The sequence below is a fragment of the Chondromyces apiculatus DSM 436 genome, from assembly GCF_000601485.1.
Taxonomy (GTDB): Bacteria; Myxococcota_A; Polyangia; order Polyangiales; family Polyangiaceae; genus Chondromyces; species Chondromyces apiculatus.
In genome coordinates, this window is the sequence record NZ_ASRX01000039.1 from 40,880 (window position 1) to 57,024 (window position 16,145).

General features: G+C 71.0%; 9 protein-coding genes. 3 read left to right on the top strand and 6 right to left on the bottom strand.

Translation table 11 applies throughout. The features are described 5' to 3' along the window. Positions 1 to 100 precede the first annotated feature (100 nt). The 3 genes from polA to CAP_RS23655 all read right to left on the bottom strand — a co-directional run bounded on the left by polA (position 101) and on the right by CAP_RS23655 (position 6,411). Positions 101 to 2,806: a DNA polymerase I gene (gene polA, locus CAP_RS23645; protein ID WP_044244905.1), complete on the bottom strand. Its 2,706-nt coding sequence runs from the start codon at positions 2,804 to 2,806 to the stop codon at positions 101 to 103. A 75-nt stretch (positions 2,807 to 2,881) separates the two neighbouring features. Continuing rightward, a complete protein-coding gene (locus CAP_RS23650) occupies positions 2,882 to 4,198 on the bottom strand; it encodes a carboxypeptidase regulatory-like domain-containing protein (RefSeq protein WP_156041081.1) in 1,317 nt (438 codons plus the stop codon). A gap of 368 nt (positions 4,199 to 4,566) precedes the next feature. Continuing rightward, positions 4,567 to 6,411: a S8 family peptidase gene (locus CAP_RS23655; protein ID WP_052375746.1), complete on the bottom strand. Its 1,845-nt coding sequence runs from the start codon at positions 6,409 to 6,411 to the stop codon at positions 4,567 to 4,569. Positions 6,412 to 6,553: 142 nt separating this feature from the next. Here CAP_RS23655 and CAP_RS23660 point away from each other — a divergent pair, with 142 nt between their 5' ends. The 3 genes from CAP_RS23660 to CAP_RS23670 all read left to right on the top strand — a co-directional run bounded on the left by CAP_RS23660 (position 6,554) and on the right by CAP_RS23670 (position 10,583). After that, positions 6,554 to 7,768, top strand: a complete 1,215-nt coding sequence (locus CAP_RS23660; protein WP_044244907.1) for a pyridoxal phosphate-dependent aminotransferase — start codon at positions 6,554 to 6,556, stop codon at positions 7,766 to 7,768. 99 nt (positions 7,769 to 7,867) lie between these two features. Then, entirely contained in the window at positions 7,868 to 9,427 is a 1,560-nt protein-coding gene (locus CAP_RS23665) for a Kelch repeat-containing protein (RefSeq protein ID WP_044244908.1), read from the top strand. Then, entirely contained in the window at positions 9,396 to 10,583 is a 1,188-nt protein-coding gene (locus CAP_RS23670) for a sulfate ABC transporter substrate-binding protein (RefSeq protein ID WP_052375748.1), read from the top strand. The genes CAP_RS23665 and CAP_RS23670 overlap by 32 nt, the downstream gene beginning before the upstream one ends. Positions 10,584 to 10,624: 41 nt before the next feature. Here the strand turns inward: CAP_RS23670 and CAP_RS23675 are convergent, their stop codons facing one another. From CAP_RS23675 to CAP_RS23685, 3 genes are all read right to left on the bottom strand, one after another. Continuing rightward, positions 10,625 to 11,743, bottom strand: a complete 1,119-nt coding sequence (locus CAP_RS23675; RefSeq protein ID WP_044244909.1) for a S8 family serine peptidase — start codon at positions 11,741 to 11,743, stop codon at positions 10,625 to 10,627. Between the two features lie 157 nt (positions 11,744 to 11,900). After that, positions 11,901 to 13,925 (bottom strand): HTTM domain-containing protein, encoded by a 2,025-nt coding sequence (locus CAP_RS23680; RefSeq protein WP_052375750.1) that lies wholly within the window; start codon positions 13,923 to 13,925, stop codon positions 11,901 to 11,903. Between the two features lie 11 nt (positions 13,926 to 13,936). Then, positions 13,937 to 16,144 carry a DCC1-like thiol-disulfide oxidoreductase family protein gene (locus CAP_RS23685; RefSeq protein ID WP_063748744.1) on the bottom strand — a complete coding sequence of 736 codons (2,208 nt, stop codon included), beginning with the start codon at positions 16,142 to 16,144 and terminating at the stop codon, positions 13,937 to 13,939. Position 16,145 lies beyond the last annotated feature (1 nt).

Consider the following 16,145-nt stretch of genomic DNA (forward strand, 5'->3'; position numbering starts at 1 on the left):
GACGAGCACCTGACCCGCTTCTCCTCTCGGGGAGCAGCGGGATTCAGCTCTTTTGTGCTCTCAACGAGAAGCGTGGAGGCGCGTGCCTCCACCGCGAGCCTCAGTGGGCGTCGGCCCAGCTTGGTCCCTGACCCACGTCTACGACCAGCGGCACGTCGAGCGGATAGACCGTCTCCATCAGCTCGCGCACCTTCGCTGCCGCCTCCGCAGCGGCGCCGGCCGGCACCTCGAAGGCCAGCTCGTCGTGCACGGTGAGCACCATGCGCGCACCCGGCACGACGGGCTTCGCGAGCTTCACCATGGCCAGCTTCAACAGGTCCGCCGCAGTCCCCTGGATCGGGGTGTTCTGCGCGATGCGCTCCGCGTAAGCACGACGCATGCGGTCGCTGCTCCGCAGCTCGGGCAGCAATCGACGCCTCCCCAGCAGGGTGTGCACCGACTCGGTGCGCCGCGCCTCGGCCATGGTCCGCCCCATGAACTCGTGCACGCCGCGGTAACGCTGGAAGTAGGCATCGATGAAGCGCGCCGCCTCGGTGCGCGAGATGCCGAGGCGCTTTGCCAGCGCCGTCTCACCCATCCCGTAGATCACACCGAAGTTGATGGTCTTGCTCTGCCGACGCATCTCGTCGGTCACGGAAGCCGCATCGACGCCGAAGATCTCCATGGCGGTGCGGGTGTGGATGTCCTGTCCGGTGCGGAAGGCCTCCACGAGCACGGGATCCCTGGAGAGATGCGCCAGCACGCGCAGCTCGATCTGCGAGTAGTCGGCGCTCACGATCACGCTCCCGGGTGGCGCCACGAACGCGCGCCGGATGCTGCGGCCCAGCGGCGTGCGGATGGGAATGTTCTGCAGGTTCGGGTCCTGTGACGAGATCCGCCCCGTGGCCGCAACGGCCTGACCCCAGCGCGTGTGAATGCGCCCCGTGTCGGGGTGGATCAGGCGCGGCAGGGCGTCGATGTACGTCCCCTTGAGCTTGGCAATCAGGCGGTGCTCCAGCACCACCGCGGGGAGCGGGTGATCGTCTGCCAGCGCTTCGAGCACGTCCGCGTCTGTCGAGCGGCCAGTCTTCGTCTTGCGCTGTGACTTCAGCTTCAGCTCGTCGAACAGCACCGCCTCGAGCTGCTTCGGCGACGCGAGGTTGATCTCGTGGCCCACGATCTTCTGGGCCTTCTCCTCGATCGCCGTGAGCTCCAGCGCCATCTGCTCGCCGAGCCCCGTCAGCGCGGCGGGATCGACCAGCACGCCCACGAACTCCATCTCCGCGAGGACGCCGGACAGAGGAAGCTCGAGATCATCGTGCAGCTTCTCGAGCCGCTCGGCGTGGAGCCTTGGGCGCAGCTTGTCGCTCAGCGCGAGCGCGGCCGCCGGGAATGGGGCTGTGACCTTCGCGGCATCACCCACCTCGATCTCGTCGAGCGACCGTGAAGGTTGCCCCTTGCGCTTCGGCGCCACCGTGTCGATCGACGGCACCTTCAACCCCGTCTCTCGCTCGGCGAGCCCCGGCAGATCGTTCTTTCCCTCGGGATCGAGGAGGTAGCTCGCGAGCATCGTGTCGAAGGAGAGCCCGCCGAGCTTCATCCCGCGCCGGAGCAGCGCCACCTCGCAGAACTTCAGGTCATGCCCCACCTTCGACACCGCAGGATCGGCGAGCACCGGCCCGAGCACCGCGCTGAGATCCTCCATCCCGAGCTGCGCAGGGGCGCCGAGGTAGCGGTGCCCGGTGGGGATGTACACGCCCTGCCCAGGCTGACAGGAGAGCGATATCCCCACGACCTCCGCAAACATCGCATCGCGGCTCGACGCATGAACTTCGAGCGCCAGGCGCCCCGCGCGCTTCACCTCGTCGACGAAGGTCACCAGGTCTTCTCGCGAGAGGATCACCCGGTGGCTGGCCTCCCGGGCCTCGGGCGTCGGCGCTCGCACCGCCTTCAGGAAGCGCGTGAAGCCAAGCTCGGTGAAGATCTCCCGGAGGCGATCCACGTCCACGCCGCCGCCGTAGCGCAGCTTGTCCAGGTCGAGGTCGACGGGCGCCGTTCCATCCAGCGTGACCAGCTTCTGCGAGAGGAGCGCCTCGTCCTTGTTCACCTTCAGCGCTTCCCGGATCCGCGGCTTCTTCACCTCCTCGATCCGGTCGTAGAGGGCCTCCATCGTCCCGAACTGCCCGAGCAGATCCGCCGCCGTCTTCAGGCCGACACCGGGCACCCCTGGCACGTTGTCCGAGCTGTCCCCGACGAGCGCGAGCAGATCCCGCACCTGCTCAGGCGGCACCCCGAATTTCTCTTTCACCTCTGCGGCGCCGTAGACCTTGTCCCGCATCGCATCCCAGAGCATCACCCGCTCCTCGTCCACGAGCTGCATCAGATCCTTGTCGCTGGAAGCGATCACCACCCGCAGTCCCTTCTCCTTCGCGCGCGCCACCGCGACGGCGAGGAGGTCGTCCGCCTCCAGCCCTTGCGCGATGAAGATCGGGATCCGGTACGCCTCCACGATCTCCTTGCAGCGCGCCATCTGCGTCGTCAGCTCCGGGGGCGGCGGCGGACGGTGCGCCTTGTAACGAGGATCGAGCTCCCCGCGGAAGGTCTTGCCCCCCGCATCCATGGCCACCCCGAGGTAGGCCGGTTTCCGCTCCTCCACGAGCTTCGACAGCATCGCCACCGTCCCGTACGTGGCATTCGTCGGCTCCCCGCTCGTGCTGGTGAGCGGGCTGATCGCGTGGAAGGCGCGAAAGACGTAGCCCGAGAGGTCGACCAGGTAGAGGACGTCGGGCGCGCCGGCAGGCGGGAGCGCGGTGGGACGCGTGGACATGGTTCCTGGCTTTAGCCCAGCTCCGGCGCGGCCGCACGCAGAGCCCTCCGCCTGCGCGGAAGCCCTCAGCCCACCTCAGCGAACGATGACCTCGCGCGTGAGGGTCAGCTCGAGGACCTGCCCCCCGCGGTCGAGGGAGACCGAGACCCTCGTCCCTGGCGCGCCGCGCAGGCGCTGGACGCACTCGGAGAGCCCCAACCCTGTCGCGTCCACGCCATCGAGCCGCACCAGGCGATCACCCGCGGTGAACCCTGCCCGTGCGGCTGGCCCGCCCTCCACGACCCCCACCACCTGAACCCCTGTGGCTCCTGGCAACAGCGTCGCGCCGATGCCCACCAGCTCCTCGTTGGGCCCCCCGTCGGTCTGCTGCCGAAGCGCCACCTCGACCCGCGCCGCCGCGGTCCCTCGCGCGTCCAGAGCGGGCACGATCTTTGTCATGTATCCCGCGTGCTGCACCCGCACCGAGAACGGGCCCCGCGCCGGGACCCCCTCGAGCGCGAAGGTCCCCGCAGCATCCGTCACCACGGGAGCGATCGCATTGGCGCCTGACGACGTGACCGCGTCGAGCTGCACCCGTGCCTCCGCGAGCGGCGCGCGCGTCTCGGCGTCGATCACCCTGCCCGAGAGCGCCGCCCCCCTGGACAGCACGAGGCGCACCTGTGCCGTCGTTCTGCCGACCTCCACGGTGATGCCGCCACTCCTCACGGGCGGACGCCCCTCCGCGCTCACCGCGAGCACGAACGTCCCCGGAGGCAGACGCTCCCACCGGAACGTGCCCCCCGGGTTCGAGATGGTCCTCGCCTGGTTCCCGAACCGCTCCTGGGGATCGACACTCGACACGAAGGACTCCACCGCCAGCAGGTAGTGCTCCACGGATCGCCCCTGCTCATCCACCACGATCCCCTCGATCACTCCGCCTGCGGTGAGCTGCAGCGTGGTGCTTCGGCCTGCCGTCAGGCGCGTTCGCTCGGAGGGTTGATGCACCACCGCGAGCGTGGCGACGGCCATGCACCCGTCCGCCTCCGGGGGCAGCTCGAAGCGTCCCTCCGTGTCCGTGCCTGCCGCGGGACCGCCGTTCTCACAGGAGACGAAGGCGCCGGCCGCAGGATTGCCCTCCGGATCCAGCACGAGCCCGCGCACCGAACCGGAGGGTGGGGCCCCACGCGTCGCTGCCGCCGCAACTTCCTGCGTGGGGACACCAGGTGCCGATCCTGCTTCCGGCGCCACCGGCCCCCCCTGTGCTTCCCCTGCTGGCACCTCGCGCGCCGGTTCCTGCGGTATGAGCGGCGCTACTGGCGCTGGCACCAGGAACCACGCAACCAAGGGCAGCGCCAGCAGCGCGAGCGACAGCAGCGCGGCCGAGAGCCATGCTCTGCGGCGGGTACGGTCCATCACCGTCAATTCAATCAGCGTGGCTGCGCACCTTCGGTCTCCTGGGCATCCCCGGCGGGAACGGCAACCCCTTCCCCTCGCGGCTCCGCTGGCGCGGCGCCCTCTCCCACGTTCGCGGGCTCCCCCTCCGGGCCCAGCTCCCCGGCCGGGCCCAGCACGGCTCCTTCGGGCTCCCGAGGCCACGGCGTCTCGCTCGCAGAGCCGCCGCAGCCCGCTATCGAAGCCATCACCAGGAGAACCAGCACAACACCGGACCGCATGGGCGGCATCCTAGCTCGTTTCTGTCCGATGGGCTTTCGGCGCAGATCCGCGGCGGCGCGCGCCCCCACCCGTCGCTGACGATACGCGGCCTCGAAGCCGCCCCTGGCTCAGCGCTCCTCGACCAGGTTGGTCCGGGCAATCCACAGGCATGCGGCAGCGTTCACCGCGCACCAGACCACCAGCCCCACCTGGCCGACCGGACCGGAGACCTCACCGAGCACCACGATCGAGGTCAGGTACGCCGCCGTCCCCGTGGCGAACCCGGCCACCGCGGGCCTGAGCTTCTTCACCCCGAAGAACAGCGCCGTCAGGCCGAACGGGATCAGCGCATTCGCGAGCGGCAGCCACCGGTGTACCGACAGACCGATCAACAGGTCGAGATCCGCGAACGGCCGCGCCAGGAGATCCACGGGCAGCATCGCCCGCGTCAACACCCACGGCGCGAAGAACAGCAGCCCGGGGCCTGCGATCAGCGCCGCAAGGAGGAAGCTCGGCCGCCAGGGGCTCACCGACCCCCGCCCCTTGCGCGCCACGCCGTGCGCGAGGAACGCCGTGAGCGCCAGCAGCGCCACGAACCGCACGACGGCGTGGATCTGCGTCACCCGCGCCACCGCGGCGTCTGCATGCAGCAGCCCGGCGCCGTAGAGCTTCTTCGCGCCCTCGGACTCGTCGACGACCCGCGCCGTCGCCCGCAGCACCTCTTCCACCGCCTTCGGCTCGGTCACCCCGAGGCTCATCACCAGCGCCGCGGCGCCCGCGACATGAGGCGACGCCATGGAGGTGCCGCTGAAGGCTGGAAACCGCTCGCACTTGTTGCGGCCCCCGTTGCACACCGTCTGCTGGGTGACGTTCACGCCGGGCGCCGCGATGTCGACCTCTTCGCCGCGCGAGGAGAAGCGCGCGATCTTGTCGTCCTCCCCCGTCGCGCTCACCGCGATCACCCCCTCGGTCGCTCCCGGGAAGCCCACCGGTCCGCCGGTGTTCCCCGCCGCCGCGATCACCACCGCCCCGCGCGACATCGCGTGCTCCACGGCGCTCTGCAGGACCTTGGAGTTGCGCGGCCCGCCGAGGCTCAGGTTGATCACGTGCGCGCCGTGATCGGCCGCCCACCGGATCCCGTCCGCCACGTCGGCCGTCGTGCCCCAGCCATTCGCGTTCAGCACCTTCACCGGCATGAGCCGCGCGTGGAACGCCAGCCCGGCCGCGCCGAGACCGTTGTTCGTCGACTGCGCGATTGTCCCCGCCACGTGCGTACCGTGCCCGTGGTCGTCGCTCGCGTGCTCCGACTTGTCGACGAAGCTCCACCCCGGCACGCACGCCGTGTCCGCCAGGTCCGTCCCCTTGGTGAAAGGCCCGTGCGTCTCACAGGCGATCCCCGTATCCACCACGGCGACCGTCACGCCCCGCCCAGTCGCGAAGTCCCACGCCCTCGGCGCCCCGACCCGGCCCATGTGCCACTGGTTCTTCAGCAAGGGATCGTTCGGCGTGAAGAGCGCCTGCACCCGCGCGAGCGGCTCCACCGCCTCCACCCGCGGATCGCGCGCGAGCCGCTCCATCACCTGTTGCTCGTTCCCCTTCGCCACGCTCGCGATCTGGATCTTCGTCTCTCCCGCAAGCGCGGTCGGGACGAACGACACCCCCACCCCCGTCGCGAGATCGAGGAGCCCCTCCGCGTCGAGGTCGTCGCGCGCATCCACCACGATCTGGCCCGGGATGTCGTAGCTCGACGCCTCGAGGTCCGGCATCTCCAACCCCAGCACCGCATCGGTCGCGAGCCCCACCGGCTCCACCAGGTTCACGGGGCTCCGCGCCGCCGGGCCGCGGAGATCACCGGGACCGGTGAGGGGGCCCGGCGACACCGGCTCGTCCGCGCGGGCAACGCCGGGCAGCGCCGACGCGACGACCGCCAGAAGAGAGGCGGCGAAGACGGTGAGGGAACGGTGCGTGTGCATGCGGATTCTCCTTCGGCCAGGGTAGCGCGGACCTCTGCCGACAGCCATGCGCTGCGCAGAGACGGGCAGAGAGGGGTCCCCTCGACCGCCCCCGGGCGGCGGTCCGTGGCGCTCGGACGGCGGAAATGGTAGCGGCGACCTCATGGAGTTCCTCATCCCCACGCGGACGTCGCGTCCCAGCGACGACCCGATCTTCGCCTTGAATACCGAGGCGCGCGCCAGGGCCGCGGCGGGCGAGGCCATCATCAACGCCACCGTCGGAGCGCTCCTAGACGACGAGGGACGCCTCTCCGTGCTCGGCAGCGTCGCGCAGACGCTGCGTGAGGTCCCGCCGAACGTCGGCGCGGGCTACGCGCCCATCGAGGGCGACGCCTCCTTCCTCAAGGCCGTCGTCGCTGACGTCATGGGCCAGCGCCCTGAGGCCGACTGGACAGTCGCCATCGCCACGCCGGGCGGCAGCGGAGCCCTCCGCCTCGCCATGGCGGACTTCCTCGACACCGGCCAGGCTGCGCTGACCACCTCGTACTTCTGGGGTCCCTACCGCACCATCGCCGACGAACTCGATCGCGGTCTCGCCACCTTCCGGATGTTCGACGCGAACGGCCGCCTCGACGGGGCCGACCTGGAGCACACGCTCTCGGCCCAGATCGAGGCCCAGGGCCGCGCCCTCCTGTTCATCAACTCCCCCTGCCACAACCCCACCGGCTACTCCTTCGACGCCGACGAGTGGCGACAGCTCGCCGCCATCGTGGGCCGCGCGGCCGACCGCGCCCCGGTGACCTTGCTCATCGACATCGCCTACGCGCGTTATGGCCAGCGCTCGCTCGACGAGGCCGTCGATGCGCTCCTCGGCCTCGCCGGCCGCGCGCTTCTCCTCTTCGCCTGGTCTGCCTCCAAGTCGTTCACCCAGTACGGCCTGCGCGTCGGCGCCTTGCTCGCCGTCCACCCCGATCCCGAGGCGCGCCGCCGCATCCGCAGCGCCCTCAGCTACTCCTGCCGCGGCACCTGGTCCAACTGCAACGCAGGCGGCATGGCCGCCATCGGCCGCGCCCTCACCGACCCCGACCTCCGCGCCCGCACCGACCAGGAGCGCGCCGCCCTCAAAAGCTTGCTCGACCGACGCGTCGAGGCCTGGAACAGCCTCGCCACCGATGCCGGGCTGCGTTATCCGCGCTACGATGGCGGCTTCTTCACCACGGTCTTCTGTGCTGACGCCTTCGCCGTCGCGGCGCGCCTCAAGGAGGAAGGCATCTTCGTCGTCCCCCAGACCGGCGCCTTGCGCGTTGCGCTCTGCTCGGTCGCCGAGCGCGACATTCCCCGGCTCGTCCAGGGAATCGCCCGCCACGTCACGCGCTAGTCCCGGCCCGAGGGCTCTGGTATCCATCCAGGTTCCCCCTGGAAGGCGTAGAGCCCGCGCGTCGCGGTCCGTTCAGCCTTCCACCCAGACCGCCCGCCCATGCGAACCTTGTCCCGCTCCCTCTCCCTGCTGACCTCCGGCCTGAGCGCGCTCGCAGCCAGCCTCCTCGCCCTCGCTGCCTGCTCGGACTCGCTGCACCTCGACCCACAGCCGGTCCCTGGCTCGACCTCGGTCGGTGGCGGCGGCCAGGGTGGCAGCGGCGGTAGCGGCGCGCCGTGCCAGTCGAACTCCGACTGCACCTACCCCACCAGCATCTGCGACACCTTCCGTGGCGAGTGCGTCGGGTGCCTCGAGCACAGCGACTGCACCCACCAGCCCGGCACCATCTGCTCCGAAGGTGCCTGCCGCTGCCCCGATCCCGACCAGTCGTTCTGCCCCGCGGTCCCCGGTTCCACCGAGTCCGTCTACCAGACGGCACGCTGTGTCGACCTCACCAGCGCGTCGGCCGACTGCGGGAGCTGCGGCCACGCCTGCTTCGGAGCCTGCACCGCGACAGGCGCGTGCGCCGATCCCTGGGAGCCCACCTCGCTCCTCGGGGCACCCGCCCCGCGCTTCGGTCACGTCGCCGTGTGGGCAGGCGAGCGCATGATCGTCTGGGGTGGCAGAGGCGCGGGCAACAGCTACCTCAACAGCGGCGGCATGTACGATCCCGCGACGCGCACCTGGACGGCCACGAGCACCGCGAACGCTCCCCTCCCGCGCAGCGCCATGACGGCCGTCTGGACCGGCTCACGCATGATCGTCTGGGGTGGTGAGAACGGCGGGCCCCTCGCCGATGGCGGCAGCTTCGATCCCACCACCAACACCTGGCAAACGCTCCCGGCATCGACGCTCTCCGCGCGGTATCTCCACACCGCCGTCTGGACGGACAACCAGATGATCGTCTGGGGTGGTCACAGCGGCACGAGCTATCTCGGCAACGGCGCGGCCTACAACCCGACCACCCGCGCGTGGAGCGCCATCGCCGACGGCTCGACGATGCGCATCTACCACACGGCCGTCTGGACGGGATCTTCGGGCACGATGGTGGTCTTCGGCGGACAGGGGGTGAACCCGAACATCGGACCTGACGTCATCACCCTCGACGCGCTCGGCGTGTTCACCCCGAGCGACGGAGGTGGAAGCTGGAGCGGCGCCAATCCCCTGAACCCGCCCTCGGCGCGGTATGGCCACACCGCCGTCTTTGCCATCCCCCCCGGCCAGACCGGTGGGTCGATGTTCGTGTGGGGCGGCACGGATGGCGCCGGCAACTACCTGGGGGATGGCAACAAGTACGACGTGGTCGGCTCGGGCTGGACGGCCATGCAGGCACCAGCGCCCGCAGCACGGACCGACCACACCGCCGTGTGGATTGGCGGCGAGGTGAACCAGATGATGGTCTGGGGCGGCTTCAACGGGGGCCACCTCGACAGCGGCGGCCTCTACGATCCCATCCTCAACACCTGGCGCACCGACCTGCCCCGAGGCCCCGAAGCCCGCTCTCTCCACACGGCCGTGGTCACCAGCGAGCACCGGATGATCATCTGGGGTGGCAGCGCCGGAGGCGTGCTCAACTCGGGAGGCGTCTTTGACCCTGCCGCCTTCCTCGCCACAAACTGAACCCACAGGGCGCCCCACGGTCCCTGCAGATCCCCAGGGCGCCCCTACGGCTGCAGCGCGTCTCGTCGCCGCGGTCGCGACCTCTCTCGCTGCCATCCTCGCCGCGCTCTCCGCCTTCGCTGTCCGCGTCCCCGTCGCCCTCGCCGTCCTCGTGGGCTGCGCCGCCTGTACCCGCGGGCGTGACGACCCACCGACGGACCAGCGCCTCGTCCTCGCCGCCTACTCCGCCGCCCGCGAGGTCCTCGAGCGCGAGATCATCCCCGCCTTCACCGCGGACCACCTCGCGCGCACCGGCAAGCGCGTCCACATCGAGAGCTCCTACCTCGCGAGCGGCGCCCAGGCCCGGGCCGTCATCGCCGGCTTCAACGCCGACGTCGTGGCCCTCGCGCTCGCCCCCGACATCGACCGCATCGCCGCCGCTGGCCTCATCACCCACGACTGGACCGCGCGCCCCCACGGCGGCACCTTCGCCACCACCCTCGTCGCCTTCGCGGTCCGCCCCGGCAACCCCCAGCACATCACCGGCTGGCCCGACCTCGCGCGCCCTGGCATCTCGCTCCTCATGCCGAACCCGCGCACGAGCGGCGGCGCCATGTGGAATGCAGCGGCCCTCCACAGCGCCGCGCTGCGCGGCCACGCCGGCGTCTCCGCGCACGACGACGCGGCCGCCGCCGGCTACCTCCGCGCGGTGCTCCGCAACGTGGTCATCCTCGACAAGGGCGCCCGCGAGAGCATCATCACCTTCGAGAAGGGCGTCGGCGACGTCGCCGTCACCTACGAGAGCGAGATCGTCGCTGGGCGCATGGCAGGCCGGCAGAGCGACACGGTGATCCCCTCTTCCACCCTGCAGATCGACATCCCCGCCGCCATCGTCGATGCGTACACCGACCGCCACGGCACGCGTGACGTCGCGGAGGCCTTCCTCGCCTTCCTCCAGACGACGACCGCGCAGCGCGCTCTCGTTCGCTACGGCTTCCGCAGCGTCGATCCTGCCGTCGCCGCCGAGCCCCCGCCCGCCGGGGAGCCTCCCCCCCTCACGCCTCCCGATCTCTTCCGCATCGAGGACATCGGCGGCTGGCCCCGCACCCAGAAGACGCTCTTCGGCGAGGCCGGGCTCTTCACCCGCACCTGGGAAGCCATCTACGCCTCCGAGTGACGTCAGCGCGCAACGTCAGCGCGCAACATCAGCACGTGACGTCAGCGCGCAACGTCGGCCGAAGCGCGCTGCATCGCCCACTCCACCGCGCGCTTCGGCTGGAGCACGCCGGCGCCTTGCACCGAGCGGTCCACATTCTTGAGCGGCTCCGCCGTCGTCAGCAGCCCCTCGCGCAGCTCGGCCGGCGTGAGCCGAGGGCACGCCTCCAGCATCTGCGCCGCGACGCTCGCCGTGATCGGCGAGGCGAACGACGTCCCGTCCACGTGCTGGTAGTCCTGAGAGATGTACTTGCACCGCTCGATCCGGCCGGCCACCGCGCGCAGAAGCCCCTGCACGCTGTGCTGCTCCTCGGGCGACGCGATCCGCCGCGTCTCCGAGAACCCGTGCTCCACCGTCGCCTCCTCGAGCACCGTCAGCATCTGGAACAGCGCGATCGCCTCGCGCGCCACCAGGGTGCCCGGCAGCATCGGCGCCGGTACCCAGATCGCAGGCGCCAGGAGATCCGGCTTGTGCACGCCTTCCCGCGGTGAGCCGAAGCTCGACGGCCAGGGCGCGTCCTCACCCTCGTCGCCGCTCCCTGCGATGCGCCCGCCCCCTACCGTGATCGCCTCGGCCGCCGCACCCGGCGCTGGCGGCACCTGCCCCGCCGTGTTCCCGGCTGCGGCGAACACGGCGATCCCCGCGGCCACCACGTCCGCCACCGCCCGCTCCACGTCCGCCCGATCTGGGTCGTTCGGGAACACCCCGAGGGACACGTTGAGGATCCGGATCCCGAGCTGCGGGTACCGCAACGGCAACCGGATCGCGTGCGCCACGTGCTTGCCGCGCACCCGCCCCCCGTCGATACCCGCCTTGATCAGCACCACGTCCGCCTCGCTCGCGAGCCCCCGGTAGCGCCCTCCGGACACGTACCCGTTCCCTGCCGCGCTGCACGCCGTCATCGTCCCGTGCCAGCCGAAGGGCTGCGCCGTGAAGAACTCGCTCCCCACCGGCTCGTCCCGCGCCGCATCCGCGTACGCTTTGATCCTCCGGCGCGGCTGCATCAGGTCCGGGTGCGGGTAAAACCCCACGTCCACGAACCCCATCACCACCCCGCGCCCGCGGTGATCACGGGACGCCTCCAGCCGCTCGGGGATCGACAGGAACTGCGGCCTCAGCATCGCGCTTCACCTCGCCTCACGTCACGTCGCGTCACGTTCCCTCGCGTTCCACCCCCCTCGCGTCTCAGCTCCTCGCGCCACGCCACCTCGACCGCGTTCGCGCGGGCCACCGTAGCGCAGTTTCCCTTGGCCGCACGCCGTTCGTCGCCCCTCGCCTTCAGTCTCCGGCGCTCTCTTCCTTGCGCAGCGGCGGCAGCGGCGGCAGCCCAGCGCGCGGCCTGTAGCCCGGCCGACGGTAAGAGAGGATCGGGACCGTCTCGTTCGCATACGGTGCCTTGCTACCAGGGCGCGGGCACTGATCCCGCACCCAGAGCACATCGAACGCGACCAGCTCGTCCTCGGCCTTCCCCGTCCGCTCGTGGTAGCGGAGCAGGTACTCCTGCAGCCCCTGCGGCTTCCTGAACACCTTGTTCCGATCGAGCCGGATCCGGTTGAAGTAATCCTGCCGGATCTGGTTCAGCCCCTCGCCGCGCGAGTCGGTGAGCACGAGATCCGGCGGCCCCCCGGTGAACGGATCCACGTGCCGCCCGTCCACCGTGATCGCGTCGACCGCGAGCACCCCGTCGTCGGTGATCGGGTTCGCGGAGAACATCCCCCAGGCCTGGAACAGCCGCGGGTATCCGATCGTGGCCCGCACGAACCAGGGCATGTACTCGTCGTGCTTCAGCGCCGCCGCGACGCTCTTGTTGTCGTTGATGAGCTGACTCGTCGCGCAGAGCCCGAGGTAGATCACCACCCCTTCGCGCGCGAAGCGCCTCACCCGCCCGAGCTGTTGCCCGAGGGGCGTCTCCACAGGCAGCGCCGGCACCGGCCGCGGCGGCAAGGTCAGCCCGAAGAACCGCGCCACCGCCTCCCGCCGCCGGGCTGCGAACGCCAGCGCCTTGACCGGCGCCCCCAGCGTCACCACCCGCAGCACGGGCCACACCACCTTGCCTCCCGGCAGTGCCTGCGCAATCTCCCCGAGCGCCGCGGCCCCCGTCCACACCTGCCCCGACGCGGGGTCCCGCGCCGCCACGAGCGCCGCGCCACGCGCACCGGACGCACCGGACGCACCGGACGCACCGGACGCACCGGACGCACCGGACTCACCAGACGCCTCGAAGCGCAGAAGATCGAGCCCGTCCAGCCGCGCGAGCACCCGCCCCAGCGCGAACGCGAGCGGCGAGCTGCCATCGAGCACCACGACCCGCGGCGACGCACGCTCCCGGTACCACCGCGCGAGCGCCTCCCACTGCGCGGGTGCCAGGAGCAGGAACGACCAGCCGATCATGAACCACGAGAAGGGCCCGAGGCGCATCATCACCCCGAACGTCCCGTGCAGCCCCCACATCAACAGCATCGCCAGCGAGCGCGTCACCCGCCGCCCGAAAGGCCACAGGATGAGCGGTACAAGCGCCGCCTCCACCACGAGCACGCCCCACGTCAGCGGCTTCGTCGCCCAGAGCGGCAAGGTCTCGCGCATCAGCACCGCGAGCCCCGTCACCATGCGGTCGAGGTGCAGCACGTAGTGCACTGTGTCGCCCGCACGCCAGATCGCACCCGCCTTGTTGACGACGTTGAAGTAGTAGATGCACGCCACGTTGAAGACCGCGCACACCGCGGCCCACGACACCACCGTCCCCGCCCCCACGTCTCCTGCGTCTGACGCCGGAGCGCGCACGTTGAGGTCGTCGATCGCGCGCTCCTGCCGGGCGCGGTACGACCTGAGCCAGGCGTCCACCGAGAACCGCGCGCCCGTGGGCAAGAACATCGTCCACAGCGCGAGCAGGTTCACCACCACGTAGCCGCCGTTCTCCACGAGCGGCATCCGCCAGTCCATGCTCGTCACGAGCACGAACGACAGCACCGCGAACAGGCGCGACTTCCACCCGATCGCGTAGCAGAAGAAGCACGCGACCGAGAGCGCGAACGCGACGTGCACCTCCGCGAGCGACGAGAACGCGTGGAAGAGGCTGAAGCTGTAGCTCCCGCTCGGGCGATAGAGCACGTAGAGGTGGTAGTGGTTCGCAAGCACCCCCTCGTTCGAGTACGCCCAGCCCGCCTCGCGCCACCGGCGCAGCCCCTCCGCCACGAGCAGGCACCCGAACACGATCCGGAACACGCCGAGCGTGCGCAGGTCCGCCGTCCCGTAGTGCGCGAGAAACCACTGCTTTGCGCGGCCGAGGCGCGCCCGGAGGTGCACGGCTTCCCCGCTCAGCGGCGCACGCCTGGCCGGGCGAGGGGCACCGCGTCCATCCCGGTGCCGAGCCCACCGCGCCCATGGGTGAACAGCTTCTCGCGGGTCCCCGCCCCCACCGCTTCACCCTCTGGTGCCCCGCCTGGAGGTGCGATTGGCTTGACGACCCAGTAAGCATCGAGCCCTGCCACGATCGGATCGACCCCTGTCCTGCTCCGCAGCGGACCGCCTTTGCCCAGGTAATCGCGGAACGCCCGCTGGAACTCCAGGAACTCCGGGCGCCGGACCCGATCCAGGTAGCTCGACCAGAGCTGCCCCATCCGGAGCGGCCCTCGCGCCGCCAGGTCCACCTCCGGCGCGCTGCCCGTAAACAGATCCATGGCTTCTCCCGCGCGCGTCTGGGCGTCCACGATCATCATCTCGTTGGTCCGCCGTGGCTCGGGCGCCATCACGTCCCAGCGCCCCAGCATCCTCGAAAACGACGACACGGTGGCGAGGAGCGGCGGCTGCGGGAGCCCTGCGAGCGCGGCAGGCACGGGGTTCTGCCGCGCCGTCTGCACCACCATCGCCGCCAGCACGAGCGCCGCCGACAGCTCGCGCAGCCCCCCCGCCACATGGCGCACCGTCCGCCGCGCTGGCGAGACCTCGGGAACTGCGTGCACGAGCGCGACCGCGCCTGCACTGCCCGGCGCCTCGGCTTCACCCGCGACCGAAGCCTGGGCACCGCTCACCTCGCCCGCGTCGGCGACGTCGCCTGTGCCGGAGCCCTCGTCTGCCTCCGAGGCCGCGCCCTCGCCGGTGAGCCCTGCCGCGCCCTCCACGGCCCCCACCTCGGGGGACACGGCCCGCGCGGGTGCCGCCGGGATCGCGCACGACGTCTTGCCCATCAGCACGCTGATGCGGTGCCGCTTCGTCGCCACCGCGTTGTAGAGCACGTCGAACGCCGGCGCGACGACCCGCAGCGGCGCGGCCAAGATCCCGAGCGGCAAGGCCGTCACGATCTCCGCGACGGCGCGGGTCCGTAGGAAGACGCGTCCCTCCACGTCCACCACCACCACGGTGCGCTGCACCAACTCCTCGGTGATCTCTGCCGGCAGGGGCGCGCGCTCCACCCCCTTCTTCCCCGCCCGCCGCACCAGCATCGCCGAGAGGTCATCGTTCCCCTGGAAGGTGATGTTCGTGCGCAGGTCGAACCGCTTGAGGAGCCGCGCGAGCCACAGGCACATCCCGCAGTCCGCGTCGTAGATCACGGTGAGCATGCGCCCTGGCTTCGGAGAGCGCTCGAACGCCGCCCACGCCTCGACCGGCACCACGAGGGCCGCCGCCGCCACGAGCGCGCCGCCGTACAGCCCGAGTTCGAAGAGGAGCGCGAGGACGAGCCCATGCACCACCATCAGCGCCGCCGCCGCGAGCCTCGTCCACCTGAACGCGACGGGCACCACGAGCAGCACCGGGATTACGATCTCCGCGTAACGCAGCCCGAAGGTGAGGCCCTTGAGCACCCCCGCCCCGAGCGCCCCGCGCACCCACGCCCCGAGCCCGCTCACCCACAGGTCTCCGTGCAGCGCGTAGTGGAGCGCGCTGCCGTCGCGCCACGCCTCCCCTGACTTCTGCAGCGCCGAGCATGCATGGATCGCGACGATCTGCAGGAGCACCCCGAAGGCCGCCACCGTCACGGGCGACCACCCCGGCAGCCGCACGGCGTTCACCGTCCGCTCCGGCAACGCCCGCCGGTCGTTCAGCTCTGCAGACGTCTGCTCGTCCCGCAGCGCCATCGACGCGCGCAGGCTGTCCAGCGAGAAACGGCTCCCGCACGGCAGGAACGCCGTGAAGGCCAGAAGCGCGATCGACGCGTAGCTCCCCACCCCCTCCGCGAGGGTGTTGCGCGCCGTCAGGCTCACCGCGAACACCAGCGCGAGCACGTGGAACACCCGCGTCCGCCACCCCACGAGGAACGCGAGGAAGACGAAGAGCGCCACGAGCAGGCCCACGTACGCCTCTCCTTGCGTGGACAGGGCGTGGAACAGGCTCCACACCTCCTCCTTGCCGCGCAGGTTGAAGAGGTGGTTGTGGTTCGGGAGCACCCCCTCGTTCGCGTAGAAGTCCCGGGCGACCTGGAGGCGGCCGAGGACGTCTAGCACCAGGACGAGGCCCATCACCACCCGGAACAGGCCCAGAGAGCGCGCGTCGATGCGCGCGAAATGGTCGCGGAGCTTCGTCAGCACG

Coding starts and splice junctions, on each gene's coding strand:
- polA (WP_044244905.1), bottom strand. CDS start 2,806: ATGTCCACGCGTCCCACCGCGCTCCCGCCTGCCGGCGCGCCCGACGTC.
- CAP_RS23650 (WP_156041081.1), bottom strand. CDS start 4,198: ATGGACCGTACCCGCCGCAGAGCATGGCTCTCGGCCGCGCTGCTGTCG.
- CAP_RS23655 (WP_052375746.1), bottom strand. CDS start 6,411: ATGCACACGCACCGTTCCCTCACCGTCTTCGCCGCCTCTCTTCTGGCG.
- CAP_RS23660 (WP_044244907.1), top strand. CDS start 6,554: ATGGAGTTCCTCATCCCCACGCGGACGTCGCGTCCCAGCGACGACCCG.
- CAP_RS23665 (WP_044244908.1), top strand. CDS start 7,868: ATGCGAACCTTGTCCCGCTCCCTCTCCCTGCTGACCTCCGGCCTGAGC.
- CAP_RS23675 (WP_044244909.1), bottom strand. CDS start 11,743: ATGCTGAGGCCGCAGTTCCTGTCGATCCCCGAGCGGCTGGAGGCGTCC.